This is a genomic window from Veillonellaceae bacterium, from assembly GCA_012523975.1.
In the GTDB taxonomy this organism is placed as follows: domain Bacteria; phylum Bacillota; class Negativicutes; order JAAYSF01; family JAAYSF01; genus JAAYSF01.
Genome location: JAAYSF010000004.1, coordinates 11,381 through 31,960 on the forward strand (window position 1 = coordinate 11,381; position 20,580 = coordinate 31,960).

Annotated in this window: 18 protein-coding genes and 1 other annotated feature; of the genes, 5 read left to right on the forward strand and 13 right to left on the reverse strand. The window is 45.6% G+C overall.

The features are described from left to right. Position 1 precedes the first annotated feature (1 nt). From GX348_00515 to GX348_00565, 11 genes are all read right to left on the reverse strand, one after another. A complete protein-coding gene (locus GX348_00515; protein ID NLP40681.1) occupies positions 2 to 1,465 on the reverse strand; it encodes a hydrogenase 4 subunit F in 1,464 nt (487 codons plus the stop codon). Between the two features lie 4 nt (positions 1,466 to 1,469). After that, on the reverse strand, positions 1,470 to 2,096 hold the full coding sequence (locus GX348_00520; protein NLP40682.1) for a hydrogenase: 627 nt from the start codon (positions 2,094 to 2,096) through the stop codon (positions 1,470 to 1,472). 12 nt (positions 2,097 to 2,108) lie between these two features. Further along, positions 2,109 to 3,002: a formate hydrogenlyase gene (locus GX348_00525; GenBank protein ID NLP40683.1), complete on the reverse strand. Its 894-nt coding sequence runs from the start codon at positions 3,000 to 3,002 to the stop codon at positions 2,109 to 2,111. A gap of 6 nt (positions 3,003 to 3,008) precedes the next feature. Then, positions 3,009 to 5,027, reverse strand: a complete 2,019-nt coding sequence (locus tag GX348_00530; GenBank protein NLP40684.1) for a hydrogenase 4 subunit B — start codon at positions 5,025 to 5,027, stop codon at positions 3,009 to 3,011. 142 nt (positions 5,028 to 5,169) lie between these two features. After that, entirely contained in the window at positions 5,170 to 6,792 is a 1,623-nt protein-coding gene (locus GX348_00535; protein NLP40685.1) for a response regulator, read from the reverse strand. Positions 6,793 to 6,832: 40 nt separating this feature from the next. Then, a complete protein-coding gene (locus tag GX348_00540; GenBank protein NLP40686.1) occupies positions 6,833 to 9,559 on the reverse strand; it encodes a response regulator in 2,727 nt (908 codons plus the stop codon). A gap of 244 nt (positions 9,560 to 9,803) precedes the next feature. Further along, on the reverse strand, positions 9,804 to 10,028 hold the full coding sequence (locus tag GX348_00545) for an alpha/beta-type small acid-soluble spore protein (protein ID NLP40687.1): 225 nt from the start codon (positions 10,026 to 10,028) through the stop codon (positions 9,804 to 9,806). Between the two features lie 52 nt (positions 10,029 to 10,080). Then, on the reverse strand, positions 10,081 to 11,853 hold the full coding sequence (recQ, locus tag GX348_00550; protein NLP40688.1) for a DNA helicase RecQ: 1,773 nt from the start codon (positions 11,851 to 11,853) through the stop codon (positions 10,081 to 10,083). Positions 11,854 to 11,879: 26 nt separating this feature from the next. Then, positions 11,880 to 12,275 (reverse strand): rhodanese-like domain-containing protein, encoded by a 396-nt coding sequence (locus tag GX348_00555; GenBank protein ID NLP40689.1) that lies wholly within the window; start codon positions 12,273 to 12,275, stop codon positions 11,880 to 11,882. A 30-nt stretch (positions 12,276 to 12,305) separates the two neighbouring features. Further along, positions 12,306 to 14,207, reverse strand: coding sequence for an ABC-F family ATP-binding cassette domain-containing protein (locus GX348_00560; GenBank protein NLP40690.1), 1,902 nt, complete (start codon positions 14,205 to 14,207; stop codon positions 12,306 to 12,308). 115 nt (positions 14,208 to 14,322) lie between these two features. Further along, positions 14,323 to 14,472, reverse strand: coding sequence for a hypothetical protein (locus tag GX348_00565; GenBank protein ID NLP40691.1), 150 nt, complete (start codon positions 14,470 to 14,472; stop codon positions 14,323 to 14,325). Between the two features lie 227 nt (positions 14,473 to 14,699). On the opposite strand from GX348_00565, the gene GX348_00570 reads away from it, so the two are divergent. The 5 genes from GX348_00570 (at position 14,700) to GX348_00590 (ending at position 18,962) form a co-directional block, all read left to right on the forward strand. Continuing rightward, on the forward strand, positions 14,700 to 15,677 hold the full coding sequence (locus GX348_00570) for a diaminopimelate dehydrogenase (protein ID NLP40692.1): 978 nt from the start codon (positions 14,700 to 14,702) through the stop codon (positions 15,675 to 15,677). A gap of 62 nt (positions 15,678 to 15,739) precedes the next feature. Beyond that, positions 15,740 to 15,995, forward strand: a binding site (T-box leader). Positions 15,996 to 16,052: 57 nt separating this feature from the next. After that, positions 16,053 to 16,640, forward strand: a complete 588-nt coding sequence (locus tag GX348_00575; GenBank protein NLP40693.1) for an ABC transporter — start codon at positions 16,053 to 16,055, stop codon at positions 16,638 to 16,640. Then, a complete protein-coding gene (locus tag GX348_00580; GenBank protein NLP40694.1) occupies positions 16,621 to 17,484 on the forward strand; it encodes an ABC transporter ATP-binding protein in 864 nt (287 codons plus the stop codon). The genes GX348_00575 and GX348_00580 overlap by 20 nt, the downstream gene beginning before the upstream one ends. Next, the gene (locus GX348_00585) at positions 17,477 to 18,319 is read left to right on the forward strand and encodes an ABC transporter ATP-binding protein (GenBank protein ID NLP40695.1); all 843 of its coding nucleotides are present in this window, start codon (positions 17,477 to 17,479) and stop codon (positions 18,317 to 18,319) included. The genes GX348_00580 and GX348_00585 overlap by 8 nt, the downstream gene beginning before the upstream one ends. Beyond that, a complete protein-coding gene (locus GX348_00590; GenBank protein ID NLP40696.1) occupies positions 18,294 to 18,962 on the forward strand; it encodes an energy-coupling factor transporter transmembrane protein EcfT in 669 nt (222 codons plus the stop codon). Before GX348_00585 ends, GX348_00590 begins: the two co-directional genes overlap by 26 nt. Before the next feature lie 253 nt (positions 18,963 to 19,215). Here GX348_00590 and GX348_00595 read toward each other — a convergent pair whose 3' ends face one another. Then, complete coding sequence (locus tag GX348_00595) at positions 19,216 to 19,566, reverse strand: hypothetical protein (GenBank protein NLP40697.1); 351 nt, start codon at positions 19,564 to 19,566, stop codon at positions 19,216 to 19,218. A gap of 202 nt (positions 19,567 to 19,768) precedes the next feature. Further along, entirely contained in the window at positions 19,769 to 20,509 is a 741-nt protein-coding gene (locus GX348_00600; GenBank protein NLP40698.1) for a transposase, read from the reverse strand. Positions 20,510 to 20,580 lie beyond the last annotated feature (71 nt).

The following is a 20,580-nucleotide window of genomic DNA, read 5'->3' on the forward strand; positions in this document are numbered from 1 at the left end:
ACTAACCTCCAATTACAATGGCCGCCGCCAACCGCAGCGCATTATTAAAAAAGTCAGGAACATATAAGCCTGTTACAGCGACTATCGCGACAGATAATACCATTGCGGCCATGGCCGGTTTGCCTATGCTCACCTGCTGGACTGAACCCGCAGGCTGACCAAACAGCATCTGGCAGCAATAGTAAAGCATCCCGGCAAACACAGCCGCCACCAAGATCAGGAATACTCCGCCCGCTAGCTTAAACCCGGCGGCAAACGCCGCCCAAGTTATGATAAACTTGCTGAAAAACACCCCAAACGGCGGCGAACCGGTTATGATAAGCACTAGTACCAACAATATGGCGCCCAGTGCCGGCTTGGCTTTAACCAAACCTTTAATGCGCAGAATTTGTTTAGTCCGGTACTCCCGCGTTAAAACGCCGGCCATATAAAACAAAGCTGATTTTGCTATTGCATGGTTAAAAATATGCAGCAGCGCCCCGTAGACCGACAGCGGTGTGCCAATTCCTAAGGCGAAGGTTATTATCCCCATATGCTCAACACTTGAATAGGCCAACAGCCGTTTGACGTCATGCTGGACAAGTAAGAACGGAATAGCAATCAAGATGGAGAATAGCCCCAGCGCCATTAATAACTGCTGCACAAATTCAAATCCTGCTGACGCTTTGACAATGGCAATATTCCGCATGATGACATATATTGCGCAGCTGAGCAGCGCTCCTGACAAGAGCCCGCTGACCGGCGACGGAGCTTGGCTGTGGGCATCAGGCAGCCATGTATGCATAGGAGCCAAACCTACCTTAGTGCCATAACCGATAATAATAAAGACAAAGGCCAGTTTTATCATCCGCTCATCCAAAAGCGCTCCATTCTCTTTAAGCACCAGCCAGCTTAGCGCGTCGCCGCCGAGGCCGGCGCTGAGCTGAGCATAGTAGAGCAATATAGTACCAAGCAGCGCCAGACAAATGCCAACAGTGCATACCATTACATACTTCCAGGCCGCTTCGATAGCTGCCCGGTTAAAATAAAAAGCAACCAATAGTGCTGAGGCCAGCGTCGTCGCCTCAACAGCCACCCACATCAGACCTAAGTTTTCAACGATCAAGACACTAATCATAGTTAAGCAGAAAATATTAAACAGGAAATAGTAACGTTTTAGAGCTTTTAAATCTTGTTTCTCGGTAATAAGCTCTTTTTCCATATACGAGGCCGAAAATAATGACGCCGTAAAACTAAGCACGGCAATGACTGTTAGGAACAAGCTGCTTAAATGATCAGCGTATAAAGCTCCCAACCTCAGATAACCCGAGGTGTTTATCAGATATATGATAAACCCGAGCAGCAAACTGCTAACAGCACTGCCAATAATATTAACTACTTTGACGCCGCGGCTTGATGCCGGCATTAACACTGCACCAGCAGTAATGAGCGGCACCAATAACACCCCATATAACACTGAGGACATAATATCATCCTTTCAGCTTGCGCAATAAAGTTGTATCCGTCGAAGAATACGAGATTTTAATCCGGTAAGTCAGGATGCCCAATACAGCAACGGCTACCAGCATATCAAAGACTATCCCCAATTCAATAATTAGCGGCAGGCCATTAGTAACTGACAGACTAAGCAGATACAGGCCATTTTCCATAGTATTAAGCCCTACGATTTGCAAAACTGCCTGTCGTCTGATAATAATGATTTGCAGACCAATGAGCACCAACGAAACAGCCGCTGCCAAAGCATCCCGGCTGATAACTCCCGGCAATGCCTGATCGATAAAACCGTATGCTAAAACGGTAGCGCCTGCTGCGGCCAGCGAGGAAACGTTCGGACTTAACACGGAGTTTGTTTCCCGCTCCTTGCTTAGACGTTTGACTATTGCAAACAGCATATAGGGAATGATGGCTGTTTTTATAACAACTGTTAACAGCCCGGCGATATAATAGTGAATCTCGCCTGTCTCGATTCCGATCACGATTGAGGCCAGGGCAATCATGGCTGACTGAACCAGAAAAATACCGACCGCCGTACGAAGGTTAGTAACTCGCGTTAAGAAGAAGGCGGTGAGCATTAGGAGAATTATCAGCAAGTTCATTGGCTTCCTCCTCTATTGCGCCACAAGCGCCAACAGTGATAATAAACAGGATACTGCTAAAAAACCGGGCAGCTTAAACAGTCGCATTTTGTTGGTGCTTGTCTCAATAATAGCCAACAAAACAGCGGCCAGCACCAGCTTAACAAGGACCCAAACCCAGTCCAGCCCGATAGCCGTTAAACCAGGCAGCTGCCAAGGAACAAAAAAGGCTACAAACAGCATTAGGGTAAGCGTTTGCTTGACCATTGAGGCCAAATGAATGAGACCAAGGCTGCGTCCTGAGTATTCCAGTATCATTCCCTCATGAATCATAGTAAGTTCAAGATGAGTATCAGGGTTATCAACCGGAATCCGCCCAGTCTCAGCTACCAATACTATAAAAAAAGCAATAGCCGATAAAATATATGGCATTGAAAACGGCAGAGTACTGGCTGTTGCTGCCATACCGCTCAATACCATTGAGTCAGCCTTAAAAGCAACACTGACAAGAGCCAGCAGCAGAGCCGGTTCTACAAGTATGGCAACAAACATCTCGCGCGAGCCGCCCATACCGCCAAAGGCACTCCCGGCATCCAGTGATGCTAAAGCGAGGAAGAACCGCCCTAATCCTAATAGATAAACAAGTATCAGCATATCAGCCAACCGGGAAACTGGTCCGCCAAAAGTCACTACACCGGCTGCTGCAAAAGCAGTTGCAAAATAAATATACGGCGCCAGTCGAAACATCACTGATACCGTCGGCGAAACAACGCTATCCTTAGAAAAGAACTTGGCTAAGTCATAATACGGCTGCAAAATAGATGGACCGCGCCTATTTTGAAGACGAGCCTTTGCTGTCTTTATAATCCCTTCAATCAACGGAGCAATCGCCAAAAGAATAAAAGCGCTTATTAATGTATTTATCATCACTATCTACCTCGAGCTCCAAATTAGTGCTACTACGGTAACAGCCAGCACATAGCCGATATATAATTGCAGGTGGCCGCTCTGCAATCGTCTTAAAAACTTTGCTGCTCTGAGTATCCCGTTATTTACTGGATAATACAGCTTATCATGCAACACATAATTAATGTTTAAGCGGTATTCTAGGCTGCGGCCGTAATATGAGTTAGCATTGGTGCTTATTACCTTGTGCCGTTGCGGTCGCAATATTGCACTGAAAGCAGTCCGGACGGGCTTAGAAAAACCGGTAGCAGTGTATTCCATTCTGGCTGTCGGGGTAATACCGCAGGTCCAGGTCTCAACTACCTGCTCGCGGGGTTTTGCGCCTAATTTAGCTAACAGAACCGCTGCAATTAATCCCGCCAGAACCATTCCTGTAACTGTAGAAATTCCCATCACACTGTCAGTCATCCCGGTATTCAAAACAAGGCCGAGCTGCTGATAATCAAAAATAACGGCTGTTGCTGTACCCCAGTATTGCGATAACGTCGCATTCAGCATATTTAATACCACCTGGGGCCAAAGTCCGATTGCAACGCATAATGCAGAAAGCATCAGCATTGGAACAATCATTAGCGGTGAAACTTCACCTGCATTTTCAGCCTGCTCGCTGCGCGGCTTGGCCAAAAACGTTATTCCGAACGCCTTGACAAAACAAGCTGCCGCCAACGCACCGGTCAACCCCAGTAAAGCAATAAACACTGCTCCGGTTACTTTGCCGCCGATGCCGGCAATACCGTGCGAAAGCTGGAACAGTGTTTGAAAGGTCAACCATTCACTGACAAAACCGTTGATTGGAGGAAATGCCGATATTGCAAGCGAGCCTATAATAAAAGCAAGCGCCGTCCGAGGCATTTTCTTTATTAAACCGCCCAATTTCTCCATATCGTTAGTATGGTTTTTCTGTACAATTGCCCCGGCACCCAAAAATAATAGCGACTTAAATACGGCGTGATTGAGAGTATGAAACCAAGCTGCCGCCCACGCCAGTCCAGCCGGCAGCGGCATACCTTTAGCCATAAAAACAAGGCCGGCCCCGATGCCTAAAAAAATGATGCCGACGTTTTCAACACTGGAATAAGCCAAGAGTTTTTTTATGTCATTTTCCATCAAGGCGTAGAGAACCCCCAGAACACAGGATATAATAGCCAACACCATAATTAGTCCGCCCCACCAAGCTGGCCCTGTTCCCAAGAACTCAAGCAAAAACCGGCTAAGACCGTACACAGCTGACTTAATCATAACACCTGACATCAAGGCTGAAACATGACTAGGGGCTGCGGGATGAGCCAGCGGCAGCCATACATGAACAGGAATCATGCCGGCTTTGGTTCCAAAACCAATGAGGGCCAGCAGAAAAACGATACTAGCAGTTGGACCTGCCAAATTAGCGTGCCGCAAATCCTCAAAAGCAAGACTACCGGCAGAAGTTGCTAAAATAAGAAAAGCCGCAACAATGAAGGCTGTTCCGACATGGGTCATAACCATATAAATATAGGCCGCCCGGCGTACGGCCACCTTCTCCCATTTATGAATGACCAAGCCGAAGGAAAAAATTGTCATGACTTCCCAAGCGACCAGGAAGGCGGCGACGTGGCTGACAGTGAACACTAAAATCATGGCCAGTAAAAAGCCGTTGAAACATGTAGCCATTAACCATAGGCGGTGTCTGTAAAACTCGCGGCAATAGCCGATAGCATAGACACTGGCCAGACTGCCTATTACGCCAACAATAAGCAGAAAGAATGCTGCTAAGAAATCAAGCCGAGCCGTTACTACGCCAACCTGTCCCCACTCAAACAATGGCAAGCTGATACCACCTTGGGTGAAAACAAAAATTGCACATAGTACGGCCATTATACTTCCTCCAAGTGCCATACCATGTGCAACATAGTTTACCAAGCTGTCATTTTTCCTTAATATCACTGCTAGCACTGCTCCTACACACATTGCTACCAACGCACCTAAATACATGTTTGCTGCATTCATTATGTTAGCACTCCTTAAAAAGCAAAAATCACCCTCAGTTTATCACATTTGCCATTTCACTGTAAAAGAAGTAAATTGCTGTCAGCTAGCTATTCACCACTTAAAAAGGGCATGGCTTCAAATTAGCCATGCCCCTCGCTTCTTACGTCCGTTTTCCTTCGTAAAGCTTGTCCAGCTTCGATTCGCAGGGAAACCTGACGCTAAATGTTGTACCATTGCCGCTTGTATCGATATCCATTATGGCATCATGACGGGCGGCGATACTATAACAGATGGGTAATCCCAGACCCGTGCCACAGTCTTTAGTTGTAAAAAACGGAACGCAAATTTTATCGAGCAGCTCCTCATCAATACCATAACCACTATCTTTAACCGCCAGAATAACATAACCATCTTCCGCTATTGTTGAGATTTCGAGTACCCCACCCTTGTCCATTGCCTCTAGTCCGTTCACCGCTAAATTCAAGATAAGCTGACGGATTTCTTTGTCATCTAACTCAAGTAGCGGACATTCGCTCAACGCTAATTTAATTGTTTTGCTTTTCATAAAGGCTTCGGCTTGAATCAGCGGATACAATGCATCTATTATTTCGTTGATACACACACTCCGGCGCTCGACCCGCTTGTCTTTAGCTAAGGTAAGGAATTCAGTTATTATTCTGTTAGCCCTGTCAAGCTCATCAAGCATAAGATCGATGTGTTCCGGTGATAGCCGGCCTTTTTCCTTGGACAACTGCAAAAAACCACGAATTGAAGTCATGGGATTACGGATTTCATGAGCAATGCCGGCCGCCATTTCGCCAATCAGATGGAAGCGTTCGAGCCTGGTTACTTCACGTTCCAACTTTATCTGCTGACTTATATCAGTTATAACTAATAATAAATAGCGCCGACGATCAAGTTCAGCCAGTTCGGTAGAGAGGATCCCATCACGTTTTTCACCGGTCTTAGTTGTGTAGTTAACCCGGATATTACTGCACCGCCTGCTCAGCGTCGCAAATTCCGGATATACTCGCTCATTCTCATAACTAAAAGTAATATTAATAACATCATCAGTCTGTCCGATAACTTCCTGATATTCAAAGCCGGTATAATTAAGCCAGCTTTGATTAACTTCTATAAAGCGTCCATCGTCCAGCGAACGAATTGCCATTAGGCAGGGACTGACATCAAATAGTGCATGAAATGATTCAGCTAGCTTTTGCAGTTCTGCTATTTCATCACGCAGCTTTTGGTTTATTGACTTCAACTGGGCGGTACGGGCCTCTACCAAGTGTCTTACATACTGATGGTTGACTGACATTTTTACCAGGGCTTCCACCTTTAAACGCAGGGTGTCCGGAGAAAAGGGTTTAAATATGTAATCTACTGCTCCAACTTCAAATCCCTTCTGAACATGTTCAGAAGCTTGACTGGCAGCTGTTATAAAGACAATCGGAATATGCTTGCTTTTTTGTCTGGCCTTTATAAGCCGGGCTGTTTCAAACCCATCAAGATCAGGCATCTGCACATCAAGAAGGATAACTGCAAAATCCTCTCTTAATAGATACCTTAGCGCCTCTTCCCCCGACGAAGCCGTAACCAGCGTATAATTGGCTGAAGCCAAGACAGCCGTCAACGCGATTAGATTCTGAGGCCGATCATCTACTATCAGAATCTTTAATTGTTCCGGCATAGTAACATTATCATCCGATATTTCACTTAAACTGTTGTTTTTTCCGGTATAGCTTGGCGGGTGTTTTAAATTTCTGGTTGCGCTGTGCATTGCTGGCTATCACTCCTTCCTTACTGCCTAATCACCCATTCTATCCGCCATTAGCTAGCCATAGTTTAATCAAAGAATAGAGCTGTTCTAAATTAACCGGCTTGCTTATATAATCCGAGGCACCCGCTTCAAGGCACTTTTCCCGGTCAGTCTTCATAGCATTAGCAGTAAGCGCTATTATTGGCAGATGCTGATACTTTGAATTGCTACGGATTGTGCGGATAGCTTCATAACCATCCATTTCCGGCATCATAATATCCATAAGAACAAGATCAATACAATCATCAGCTGTCAATCTTTCGATTGCTTCCCGGCCGTTCTCGGCAAAAATAACCTCCATATTTAAATCTTCAAGCGCAGTAGTTAAGGCATAAATATTGCGTATGTCGTCATCAACAAGCAAAATTTTTCGATTCGTCAGTTTAGCCGGTTCCTCGAACGGCTGCTCGGCCCTTTCTATTGCCCCACTGTCAGCAGCCGGGACAGCCGCTTTCAGATCAACGGCTGCTGCCGTCTCTGCCAACAGCCGAATAGTGTCTGCGGCTTGTTCAATGTCTACCTTGCCTTGTGGCAGATATAGCGTAAACTTGCTGCCTTGTCCCACACTGCTTTCAAGTTCTATATGGCCTTCCAAAAGTTCGGCCAGCTTGCGGCTGATGGCTAAACCAAGGCCTGTCCCGCCATACTTCCGGGTATTTGTGCTGTCAGCTTGCTTAAACTCTTCAAAAATAACCTTTTGTTGATGGGGGGCTATTCCGATTCCGGTGTCGGTAACAGAAAATTTCAGAACAACTTCGCCGCTCGGTTTTGTCTGGGTGCTAAGCTTTAGAAATACACCACCCTGTTCAGTAAACTTAAAGGCATTTGATAGAAGATTGACAATAATTTGTTCCAGCCGGATTTCATCGGTATAAATAGCTGGCGGAAAATCTTCTTCGATCTGGAGATTAAAAAACAAGTTTTTATGTTGGGCTATAGGCATAAACTTTTTGCGCAAATCTTCAATAAAACTGCAAACAGCAACTTCGGCCTTGGTCAGAATTATCTTGCCTGATTCGATTTTGGAAATATCCAGAATGTCATTAATGAGGTCTAACAAGTCGCTGCCCGAGGAAAAAATCGTTTTGGCATACTCAACCTGCTTATCATTAAGATTGCCCGTACTATTGTCGGCCAGAATTTGCGCCAAAATAAGCATACTGTTAAGCGGAGTACGCAGTTCATGCGACATATTAGCCAGAAACTCAGATTTATACTTAGAGCTTATCTCAACCTGCTGGGCCTTTTCTTCCAATTGAGTCTTAACAATTTCTAGTTCTTTGGCCTTTTCCTCTGAAGTCCGACATTGCAATTCGAGCTGTTCATTAATACTATGCAGTTCCTCTTGCCGCATCTGTAGTTCTTCCGATTGCGCTCGCAGCTCCTCGTTCAGTGCCTGTGCTTCCTGCAGCAGCATATCAATGTGCTGTTTAGCTTCAATACGGCTCAATGCAACAGCTATATTATCAGCTGCCTGTTCCAAGAATTCGCGCTGCAATTGGGTGAAAGGAGTAAATGATGCCAGCTCAATTACAGCCAGGGTTTGGCCGCTTAAAATAACGGGTATGGCTATTAGATTTCGTGGGGGAGCCTCACCGAGGCCGGATGATATTTTTATATAATTCTCCGGAATGTCTGTGAGCAAAATAGCTTGCTGCTCTAACGCGCATTGCCCAGCAATGCCTTCGCCAAGCATCATCTCCTGACGGCTTTCCCCCTGATTTTGACCGGCATAGGCCGCCAATCTTACCAGTTTGCTTATTTTACTGCCTCTCGCAATTAGGTACAAGGCACCGTAATGAGCATTGGCCGCCTTGGCTAGCCGCGTTATTACTTGAGTGCCGAGTTCTTCATAACTGCTTACACCTTGATTGTGCATAGCTATTTCGGCTAGCTCAGCTTTAATCCATGTCTGATTTTCCAGAACAGTTCGCATTTCTTTTTCATGCCTTACCTGCTCTTCAAGAGCGTCTGCCAGTTTATTATAGGATCGGGCGATATCGCCAATTTCATCATTAGTAATATGTTCAACCCGCGGCAATTTTCCGCCAGTGCCGAAATTAGCATTTGCGATAACCTTAGTCATACTTTCAACACTATTTGTTATACTCTTGGTCATTAAGAACGTTAATACTAGGCCAGTAGCAATGATAACGCTAAGAGCTAACAACAGCAGCTTCATGGAGAAGCGGTAAGTCTCATCAAGCTCATATAGTGCATCTTCAAGCCCTTGCTTTTCTGCAAGGACTAGTTGATCAACCTCGATTCTTAACTGATCTCGAATACGCTCGCCTTCTCTTAGCAAAATTGCTGCTTCCTCATAATCTCCTTGCCTGATTAAACTTCTTACACGGCTTTCGACTTGCAGGTATTCTTGCTGAAATCTTTTTATGTCTTGAATATAATGTTCAGTATCAGAGCCATGCTCAATAGCCTCTAAGGCCAGCATTGCCTCATTTTTTTCCGTGCGGGCTAAATTAATGGCGTCAAACCCTTCCTCTGTTGCTAAGGTGTCATTCTCAAGAATTATATCGCGGCTGGCAATAGCAATACGGCTTGTTTGGTTCCTTATAATATTTGCCAGATCGACATTATGATACCGCTTATCAACTGTATCACCGACAGCATCTATCTGGCGGGTCAGCATGATTGCTACCAAACCTATGGCAAGGCCCATTACTGTTACGATTAAGCCAAATCCGGAAGATAGCTTTGACTTCATTCGCATACTTTATCTCATTCCTTTAGTTTATTAACAAATTAATAATACAGTATCTCCTCGCAGAATTTTGTCGAAATTTACTAAATAGTCATTATAAAGTTATTCAAAGACGACAAAAAAACCGAGACTGCCCGCTCTTAATCTCCTTAATCAATGACCAGGTGGCAATATTGCCAATCCCTACTGTCATTACAGGCAGACTAAAAAACTAGGCTCATCTCGGTTAAATCCTGTCTACTTTTTATGTTTTCTAATCAATCTTGCCGGTCTCTTCACTTACCAGGTTTTCCTCAGCCAATTCAATGAGTTTTTTTACTTTGGCGCCCCCGATCCTGCCGCCGATTTTCCCGACTTGGCTGGTTGTAAGATCTTCGTTATGCCCTTGGTCAAGAGGAATGCCAAGCTCTTTAGCAACCTCATGCTTATCCGGCAATGAGGCGTCAAGCTCTGCCATTGAACGGTATTTTTGCGTCATTATCATCCCCCCTTTAAATATAGGTTGATAAAAATCCGCAAAAATATAAGCCTTAACTCTTAACAGTATATTCCTTAATTACTGCTAGAAATTCACGACCATACCGTTCAAGCTTGACCTCGCCTACTCCCTTGATTTTGCGAAGTGCCTCCTCAGTGACCGGGCAATACTGACTCATTTCCTTGAGCGTACTGTCGGCAAAAACAACATATGGCGGAACTTGGTCGCGAAGCGCAAGTTCTTTTCGCAGTTGGCGCAGCAGCTCGAACAGCGAATCATCAGGCTTAGCCTGGCGCTCTTTAAATACCTTTTGATAAACCTTTGCCTGATTACGCAAAACAGCTAAAGCCGCCGGCGTAAGCCTGACTACCGGGTAGTTGCTGTCGGTAAGCTGAAGATAGCCGGTGGCAGCCAGTTGCTGGATAAGTGTCTTGATATCAACAAGCGGGCGCTCTGCCATTAATCCATAAGTACTTAAATCCCCAAAGCCAAACTGGCGAACCTTTTTATTATTGGCGCCCTTTAGGACATCGGCCACCATTGTTAAACCAAACCGCTCTTTCATGCGGTAGATGCAGGAAAATACCTTCTGCGCGTCTATCGTTATATCCATCATTTCACTATCGTCATTGCAATTACCGCAATGGCCGCAGTCGTTCATAGCATCTGACTCGCCGAAATAGCGCAGAATATAGGTGCGCAGACACTCGGGAGTATGACAGTAATCAACCATCTCTTGCAGCTTGTGCAATTCATGCTGTTTGCGGAGCGGATGCTCAACCGATTTATCAATTAAAAACTTTTGCAGCAAAGTATCCTGCGAACTAAAGAGCAGGATACACTCAGCTGGTTCTCCATCTCGCCCGCCGCGGCCGGCTTCTTGGTAGTAGGCCTCCATATTCTTGGGCATATTGTAGTGTAGGACATACCGTACATTTGACTTGTCAATTCCCATCCCAAAAGCGTTAGTTGCTACCATTACACGAATATCATCATAGATAAAAGACTCTTGCTGGGCTGCCCGTTCGGAATCGCTGAGACCGGCGTGATACCGGCCTGCCGCATAGCCTTTCCGGCTCAGCAGTTCATACAGGCTGTCAACTTCTTTACGGGTTGCCGCATAGATTATACCCGAATCAGCGGCATTTGCTTTTAAATAATTCATAACAAATTTCTGTTTGTTCTCGCCCCGCAGCACTTGAAAGAACAAATTGGGGCGGTCAAATCCCGTTACATGAACATCAGGCCGCTTTAGGCCTAATAAATTAACAACATCATTTTTAACTTCAGGCGTCGCCGTTGCTGTAAAAGCCCCTACGATAGGACGGGTTTTAAGATTGGCAATAAACGGCCCCACCGCTTGATAGCTGGGCCTGAAATCATGGCCCCATTGCGAAATGCAATGAGCCTCGTCGATAGCCAACATACTGATATCAAGCTGCCGCAAGACACTCTGAAAGATATCTGTTGTTAAACGCTCCGGCGCTATGTATATAAGCTTATAGCGTCCAGCCGCAATATAGCTTAGCCGTTGACGCAGTTCAGCGCTTGACAGTGAACTATTAATATAGGTAGCTGGCAGACCTTGATTATTCAAAGCGTCTACCTGATCTTTCATTAGTGAAATAAGGGGCGATACAACAAGCGTAACCCCAGGCAATAGCATCGCCGGAACTTGAAAACACAGCGATTTTCCGGCGCCGGTCGGCATTATGGCGATAGTATCACGCCCCGCCAGCAAACTGGCGATAACACTCTCCTGCCCCGGCCGGAATCGGTCATAACCGTAAACCTTTTTTAACAGCTTTTCAGCTTGCTGAATCATTGCAATCCCTGCTCTCTCAAGGCGCTTTATCTTTCGACGGGGCCGCGCCAAGCCAGCATTCCGCCCGTTACATTGTACACATTGTCAAAACCCTTGCTCCGCAGCAGCTTTGTTCCTTGACTGCTTCGGTTGCCACTGCGGCAGATAAGAAGCACCTTCTGGTCTTTTGGTACTTCCCCCGCTCTCTTTTCGAGCTGATCTAGCGGAATAAGCGGAACGCCGGGAATATGTCCGGCTTGGTATTCTTCGGGCGTGCGGATATCAATAATTAAGGCTTCCTTTAGCTTCCACAATTTAAACGCCTCATCAACCGATACATCAATGCTGATATTGCCGGTGTTACCGCTGCGGCTGCAGCCGAATATGAAAAATACCGCGATAACAAGCACACCTAACAATAAACCCTTTTCTAACAGGGTCATTGGTCACCCTCCTTATCACTGAGTTACTTCTCAGCGGCTTAGTTCTTCAGCCAGCTCATTTAGATAAGTCCAGCGCTCTAAAAGCTCGTCCAACTTTTTCTCAAGCTGCTGGTGAGTTGCTGTAAGCTGCTGCAGCAGTTCAAAATTGCTTCCGGCATTATTAATTTCCGCTGCCAACTGACTTAATTCTTGTTCAACTCCGGCGATAACATCATCGATTTGTTCGAACTCTCGCTGCTCTTTATAGGTCATCTTACGGGGCCGGTCTTTGCTATTATTGGCCGCACTTGGTTTTTTCTCCTCGGTTTTCTTAGTTTTCGCCGCACTAGATTCCAGATTCTGGCGACTGTCATAGTAATCACTGTAACCGCCATTATACTGCTTAATAATGCCGTTCCCTTCGAAGGCAAAAATTTTCTCGGCGAGCCGGTCAAGAAAATACCGATCGTGGGAAACTGCTATAACAGCGCCCGGGAAATCATCGAGATAATCTTCCAGAACGGTAAGTGTCTGGACATCTAGGTCATTAGTGGGTTCGTCCAACAACAGTACGTTAGGTGCCCCCATCAGCACCCTTAGCAGATACAAACGGCGTTTTTCGCCACCAGATAATTTGGCAATAGGCGTCCACTGAAGCTGCGGCGGGAACAGAAACTTTTCCAACATCTGTGAAGCACTGATTGTCCCGCCATCGGCTGTGGGCAGAAAATTAGCTTCTTCCTTAATATAATCTATTACTCTCATATTATCGTCAAGCTCAGTATTTTCCTGAGTAAAATAGCCAATTTTCACCGTCTGACCGATATCAACAGTGCCTTTGTCAGGCGGTATCAGGCCGGCAATTGTATTAAGCAGTGTAGACTTGCCACTGCCGTTAGGCCCAACAACCCCCACCCGGTCGTGTTTAAGAACAATATAGCTAAAATCACAAATTATTTCGGTCCCGTCAAAAGATTGACTGACATGCTCAAGTTCAATTATTTTTTTACCAAGCCGGCTAGCGCCTACTGAAATTTCCATTTTGGCATCTGCTGCAACCGTCTGTTCAGCGCTTAATTTCTCAAACCGCTCAATCCGCGCCTTTTGCTTTGTGCTTCGCGCTCTTGCTCCCCGTTTGATCCAGGCAAGTTCGTTACGCAGCAAATTTTGGCGCTTGCGTTCATTAGCCTCTTGCATTTCTTCGCGCTCCGCTTTTAGTTCTAGAAAACTGCTATAATTGCCGGAGTAAGTATAAAGCTTGCCTTTATCCAACTCAATTATGCGGGTTGATACTCTGTCCAGAAAATAACGATCATGCGTAATCATCAGCAAAGCGCCTTTGCGTTTGGCCAGATATTCTTCCAGCCACGCTACAGTGTCATTATCTATATGGTTGGTAGGTTCGTCCAATATCAACAAGTCAGCAGGATTGATTAGCGCCGCCGCCAAGGCCACCCGTTTCCGCTGCCCCCCTGACAAATTCCCAACCACAGCTGAAAAATCAGCAATCCCCAGTTTTGTCAGAATACTCTTGGCTTCGCTTTCTAGCTGCCAAGCCCCCAATGTATCAATTTGCTGGCTAGATGAAATCAGCCTCTGTTCCCAAACTTTATCGCCCGGATTTTTTTCTAGCTGATCCAAAGCAGTTTCGTAATTACACAGCGCTTGCATAACCGGCGAGTTGCCCCGAAATACCTGCGCCAAAACTGTCGCCCCAGCATCAAACTCCGGGTTTTGAGCTAAATATTCAACTTTCACACTATTGCCTTTGATAACCTCGCCGGCATCGGCCGCCTCAAGCCCGGCAATAACTTTTAAAAAGGTGGACTTGCCAGTGCCGTTAACGCCAATCAGGCCGATTTTATCGCCCTCGTCGATACCAAAAGCTACATCGGAAAATAAAACCCGTTCGCCATAACTCTTCGCTAAGTTTTCTATCGATAATAAATTCATATATTTTGCAATCCTTTTCTTAAGGTTTTTAAAGCATTTTAGTCTAACTTCTATTTTATCACAAAAAAAGCCCTCTTGTATCACTGCTGTACAAGAGGACTTAAAACAACTATTCCTAGCTGTAGCTTATACTGTCGATTTTACTACGCCGAAGCGCCTGCTCCGAGCTTATTTGCGGATCTGTCAGCTCAGGCGCAAAATCGGACTGATATGTTGGGGTAGAGTTCATTATCGGGGTATCATAGACACTTACTTCTTTGGTCAACCTGCTCACCTCCTCGTCCGAATAATCTCTATGCATATAAGTTGGCTTAAAATTGTAAAACTATGCACTCGTTAAAGTATATCTTAGCGTTTTCGCGGTAAAACTAGGCCACAGCACCACCAAAAAGGATAACCATGTATACATATTTCTGGGAGGATATTGTAGCTTTATGTCTAAATGTATGATTTCATAGATTTTTTAAGCAGTAATTAAAAGGAGTTATAATTATGAAACAGAAAATCCGCATAGGCATTGTAGGCTATGGAAACCTTGGTAAAGGCGCTGAACTGGCTATCGGCAACCAGCCCGACATGGAACTTGTTGCTATATTCTCGCGCCGCAAACTTGACAGGACATTAAGCGGCGTTCCCGCAGTATCAGTTGATGACGCTGCTCAATATAAAGATAAAATCGACGTTATGCTGCTATGCGGCGGCTCGGCAACCGACCTTGTAGAGCAAGGGCCGCACTTCGCAGCTTTGTTCAATACAGTCGACAGTTTCGATACCCATGCTAAAATTCCCGAATACTTTGCCGCTATCGATTCGGCCGCCAAAGCCGCCGGTAAAGCTGCTACAATCTCAGTTGGATGGGACCCTGGGCTTTTTTCGCTTAACCGACTGCTGGCCGGCGCTATTCTGCCGCAAGGCACCGATTATACTTTCTGGGGCAAAGGCGTCAGCCAAGGCCATTCGGACGCAATTCGCCGTATCCCCGGGGTTAAAGACGCTAAACAGTACACGATCCCGAAAGACGAAATCATTAATGCGGTACGGGCAGGTCAGTCTCCAACTGTTACAGCTAAGGAGTCACATCTTCGGGACTGCTACGTCGTTGCCGAGGAGGGTGCCGACCTTAAAACGATTGAAACCGCCATCAAAACAATGCCCAACTACTTCGCCGGCTATGAAACTCATGTGCATTTTCTCTCAGCGGAAGAGTTTCGGCAGAACCATTCCGCAATCCCGCACGGTGGTTTCGTATTCCGTATCGGCCAAACCAGTCAAGGCACTAACCATATCTATGAATTTGCGCTTAAACTTGGCAGCAACCCCGAATTCACTTCCTGCGTCTTAACGGCTTATGCTCGGGCAACCTTCCGTTTGGCCGCTCATGGTTTTGCCGGGGCAGCAACGGTATTTGATATCCCATACGCATGGCTTTCACCAAAATCCGGTGAAGAATTACGCCGCCAGCTTCTTTAGAAATAAATAACTATTGACAGCCGCCTGTCTTTATAGTTATACTTGGTGTTAAATAAACACATGAATCATCGATGACCAGGAAGAGTAAACATTACTCAGAGGGTTTCAGCGAGCCAACGGCGGTGAGAGGTTGGCACTACTCGATATGTTGAATGGGCCTGGGAGATACAGTCCGATCCACTTTGTGGGGTAGGCGCTGTCGGAATCTTCTACCGTTAACAAGAAGCGGGTATCGGACCAATGGTCCCGTACTTAGTAAGCCGGGCTGTACATACAGCCAATTAGGGTGGCACCGCGGGTTAACCCCTCGTCCCTATCTATTAAGATAGGGATGAGGGGTTTTTTGGTATTCAAATAAAGGAGGAATGATGTGTAATGGAACTCAAAAACCAAAATCAAGAAATGACTGCTTTCGAAACTAATAAAGGTGGCAACTATCGTTGGGTTACAATCACCACTTTACTCCTGGCGATCGGCGCTATACTGCATCTAATCAGCCCCAGCATCGGCGGGGTAACACCAAACTGGACTATTGCTATGTACTGCATTGCTATTAATCTGACCAGACCGACACTCGGCCAATCTCTCGGTATTGGCCTTGTAGCAGCGGCCATTAACATACCGACCTCAAAATCAGCTTTTCCTTATGGCAACCTTTTAAGCGAACCAATTGGAGCTTTAGTCTGCGCTATCATTGTCAGTCTTTCGGTAAGCATGACAATCGGGAACTTCAACTTAAAACCTGGTGTGAGCGGCTTTTTAAGCACAGTGGCCAGCGGCATGGCCTTTGTAACGCTTTTAAAAGTTGTCCTGTCACTCCCCATGGAAGTTTATCTTTACGCCATGATTCCAGTTGTCTTTACAGTTGCAGCGCTAAACGGCGCTATTACCCAAATCCTCTTCTTCCCAGCCCAAAAACTTTTCAACCTAAAAGGAGACAGCAATGGCAGCAATAACCTTTAACAATTTCAGTTACGCCTACAAACATACGCAAAAAGCGCTTGATAATATCAGTATCACTGTTGAGCAAGGCTCCTTTACAGCCGTAATCGGCCGAAGCGGTGCCGGCAAGACAACGCTTTGCCTAGCTGTCGCCGGTGCCGTACCCCACTATTTTGGTGGCAGTCTTGCGGGAAGTGTTACCGTTGATAACATGTCGACCCAGACTACCGCCATGCATGATTTAGCCCAATCAGTCGGCACGGTGCTCCAAGATTATGAGACCCAACTAGTCACCATGACTGTTGAAGAAGAGGTTGCCTTTAGTTTAGAAAACCGCGGCCTTGGCAGGAATGAAATCGCGGCTTGTGTATCGGAAACCCTGGCCAAAGTCGGCCTTACCGGCTTTGAAAAAAAGGAAGTTTCTGCATTGTCCGGCGGCCAAAAACAACGTTTGGTCATTGCCAGTGTCCTGGCTTCCAACCCTAAAATCTTAGTACTTGACGAGCCGACTTCGGCCCTTGACCCTGAAGGTACCGAATCAATATATAAATTGCTTGCTGAACTAAATAAAGAGTACGGCATCACCATTATCGTTGTCGAACACGAAACAGCCAGGGTTTTACCATATGCCGACCAGTTTATCCTCATGGAAAATGGTCAGTGTATCCAAAGCGCCGACCCAGACCAAGTTCTTACCTATATGTGGAAACATCAAATATATACCGAAGCTATTCCACCGCTGTGGGAGCTTAAGCTAACCCTGCAGGACCAAACCGGAGTCCGGTTTAGTGCTTGGCGCAATGAACAGGACGCCGTAGATGAACTGCGCAAGGCCTTGAAAAAGGAGGCCTGTATAAGTGCTTGAATTGAAAAATGTCTGCTTCGCCTATAAAAAACAGGCTCCAGTAATTAATGATGTTTCTCTGACCATAAAACCCGGCGAATTTTTAGCAATCGCCGGACGCAACGGCAGTGGCAAAACTACCCTAACCCGCCTGATTATGGCGCTCAGAAAGCCGTCTTCAGGTGAAATTACCTTAGATGGCTGTTCTACTAAAAAGTTTGGTCCGGCCGAAATGGCGCGGAGTATCGGATATGTTTTTCAAAATCCTGACCGCCAGATTTTTCGGGATACAGTAGCTAGCGAAGTTTCTTACGGGCCAGAGCAGTTAGGATATGCTCCGACTCTAACCGCGGAGCTTGTCAGCCAGGCTCTAGCAGCTACCGATTTAACCGAGCTGGCGTCCGCTTATCCGCCTTCACTGTCGCGCGGGCAAAAGCAGCGTCTGGCAATAGCCTCCGCCTTGGCGATGAAGCCTAGAATGCTCATCCTAGATGAGCCTACCAGCGGTCAGGATGGCCGCGAACGGGACCAGTTGATGAAGCTATTAACTAAATTAAATCAGCAGGGGCTTGCCATATTATTGATAACGCATGATATGGACCTGTTAGCGGCCTATGCCAAACGGGTTGTTGTCATGGATAACGGCTCTAAAGCGTTTGACGGAAGCATAGCAGAGCTTTTCGCTGATGCCTGCCGGCTTAAAAAGTGGGGTCTAACCGAACCTACCGTTATAAACATATCACAAGCTTTAGCCAATTACGGCATTACAACGACAACCTCGATCAGTGAATTAAGCAATAAATTAATTGATATTCTGGGGAGGAACACCCATGCAAAAGACAGCTCCGCTTACTAAATTGATTCTCACCGTCTTTGTTACCATATGGGCAATTATGCTCGAATCAATTCCCGCCCTCGCAATCTTAATCGGAGCACAATTGCTTATTCTCATACTGTCCAGAGTCAACGCTAGCATCTACAAAGGCGTAGCTAGTTTACTCCTTTTTGCAGTTATGCTCGGCATCCTGCAGTATGTATTTAATAGTGATATCACGCTTGCAGCTTTAACTGCTCTTAAAATGACGGCCATGACGCTAATTTTCGTAATCTTACTGACTACAACCAGAATGCAGGATTTGTCAGCAGCCTTAGTTACCCAGTGCCGTGTCCCTTATGAATATGCCTTTATGCTGACAGCCGCACTGCGGTTTATCCCGGACTTTTTGGCAGAAAGCAAATCAATCCAAGAGGCTCAGGCCTGCCGCGGTTTTTCAGCCGGCGGTAATCCCATAACCCGCCTGACCTCCTATATGGCAATAATTAAACCACTTGTTTTAAAAGCTGTCGGCCGCTCCGAAACAATGGCTTTAAGCCTTGAACTGCGCGGTTTCGGCAGCAAACGAACCCGTAGTTTTAGCACCAATGTTGCGCTAGCTACAATCGATTATGCTATGCTGGCTGCAATGGTAGCAGTTACAGTCGGCCTTGTAATAATATAAGCAGTTGTGAAAAAAAACCGTCAAAAAAAAGCAAGCGGCACTGACAGGTGCCGGCTTGCTTTTTTAGTGACTTAAAAAGCCAAGCGGATAGATAATGAATCTAGCGTAACAATTTATCCGCATCAATTGATGGTAGCTATTTTAGGATACCACATGAGTAAATATCTCATTCTAACACTAGATAAGTGCCACAGCTTAGTAAAAACAAAGCCGCTCAGTCTCACATAGTAGGACAAGCGGCAAAACATTGCTATTAATTATTATCTAATACAAGAGCCAGGATTGCTAATGCTCCCAGACTACGCATAACTTCCTCGTGATGCTCTTTCTCGCGCTTCATTCGCTCATGATATTGCCAATCACTTTCATGGGAATGCCGTTTCATCTCACGCGCATGCCGTTCTCTTTCTGCTTTTATACGGCGTTCGCGATCATCATCATGATCCCTGTGTCGATCATAGCGCTGTTCATAGTGTTTTCCATGATGTTTGCCTTTGTGCTTATTATCATGTTTAGACGATGCCTCAGTTATCGATGCCCCTATCCCAACCTGCATAACTCCGATTAATGAAAAAACCACTAATTTTTTAACAAAGCTATTCATTTCTAATTTGCCCCCTTTTGCTATTACGGTGGGTCTGGTAACCTTACAATGCAATTATAGGTGGCAAATTTTAGATTTATTTTAGAATAATTTACATAATATATGAATTTAGTTTACATAATTTAATAATGGGCCATTGGCCCACTTTATGACACCGGGGACGTTGACACCGGGGATTGACACCGGGGACGTTCCTTATTTGTCAACTTTTTGCTACAACTCCTCGGGATATCCCCGTTACTCGCTCAATTTGACGAATAGATAATCCTTCTTCTTTCAGTTTCCGCAACAATTGATCCCGTTCAGATTTTACCCAAGAACCGATTTCGTGAGGTTCGCGCCCCTGAGTATACTTCATGATTCTACGGCGTATTTCTTCATTGGTTAAACTGATTTTATCTGAGATTTCAAAAACCTCGTCCGTAATTACCTGATGCAAACGCACCCATTCCTCTCGCCCTAACATGCCTAACGAAAACATGGTATCGACTAATTCGCCACCAAAAAGATATTCCCGATAACTGCAGAAGGGATAGTCTTCCAGCTTTGCTACCAGTCCGGCTTTGAGCGGATTTTGATGAATATATCGTTGCAACGGAATAAAGTACTCGTCTATTTCAACTGGGACGCTCTTATACCGGCTGGCTATCAACGCTCCGCTCCGCTGATATTTTCGGTTAAAATACATGGCATATTTAGTCAGCAATCGCTTCATGATTAGCGATATATCCCCCGATTGCTGTTCTCGCAATAGGAGGTGGACATGGTTACTCAGTAAACAGTAGGCATGGAGTTCAAAGGCAAGCTCTGCTTTTAAGTGACGCAAGGCTTGCAGCAAATACCTATAGTCGTCTTCTTCTTCGAAAATATGCTGATGATTAATACCCCGGAACACTACATGATAGAAACCTGTGCTGCTTATTTGCCGTGCTTGCCTACCCATTATATCTCACCTCTGCCATTAGTATACCAAATGTTGTGATGATAAAGTAATTCCCTTTTTTCCAGTGACAA